We start from the raw sequence: 874 nt of genomic DNA, 5'->3' as shown, positions 1-874 counted from the left end.
CCGAGCCGCAATACCGCGCTGGGCATTGCCCAAGTGGTGATGCTGGGGGAGTTGGCGGTGAATCAGGCGCTGGACAACGTGGTGCCCAAGGAATAGGCGCCAGCAGTTGTGGCCCCATCGCGAGCAGGCGAAGGCCTGCAGGGGGCCACATTCCAATGTGAGTTCGAGCCTGCAAACTCATTGAGATTCACCCCGCCGACGCCACGGATTCGCACGCATTGAACAGCAAGCACTCATCAAATGAATTTGACGGTGTAGGGCGCAGTCAGCTGCTGCCCGGTGGGACCGTAAAAGTTCGCCGTGTAGACCTCCGGTCCGTTGATTGTGAAAATCCATACCCCATATTCGCGGATACCCGGGTTTACGATTCTTACGGTGTAACTCAGGGTTTCGCTCATGGGGCTGCTTAAGGTGACGACGTGCTCTCCTTTAGCGAAGGATATGATCTGAAAACCCAGCCGCATGCTTCGGTAATCCTCAAATTGCAAAATGCTGCCGTTTGCTGGAACAACCCCGCCTGTTCCTCCGGTGCTCGGTTGCAGCCAGATTTCGCAGACATCCCGCGTTTCTATAATGACGATGAGGTAGGGGGCAGACGGCTGTTCGCTGCCATACAAAGCCTTGGCGACGAAGTTGTGGGTTGACGCGTCAAGACCCATCAAGGTGAATGACCAATCCCCCGTTTGCGAGTCCGCATAGACCTCTCCTACGGGTATGAGGTTATCCAGTATTTCGATTTTCTGGCCGTTACTTGCGTTGCCGTACAGGACAATCGTTCTGTCTGGTGTGTCACCGCCACGCAAAATCAACTGGCCTACGGAGTTTCTCGCTGAGGTAATGCTCGGTGCATCGGAAGCCGTCACGGTTACCACCC

The 874-nt window shown here is 55.6% G+C and carries 2 pseudogenes; one reads left to right on the top strand and one right to left on the bottom strand.

Annotated features, from left to right (window positions below):
* A pseudogene (locus AC27VU_RS28885) lies at positions 1–96 on the top strand (DUF6124 family protein); the annotation flags it as partial.
* Between the two features lie 140 nt (positions 97–236).
* On the opposite strand, the pseudogene AC27VU_RS28880 reads toward AC27VU_RS28885, so the two are convergent.
* Positions 237–874 (bottom strand): annotated as a pseudogene (locus AC27VU_RS28880) (hypothetical protein); the annotation flags it as partial.

It is taken from the genome of Pseudomonas sp. 14P5.3.2 (assembly GCF_057799175.1).
This window is presented reverse-complemented; position numbering and strand designations above follow the sequence as displayed.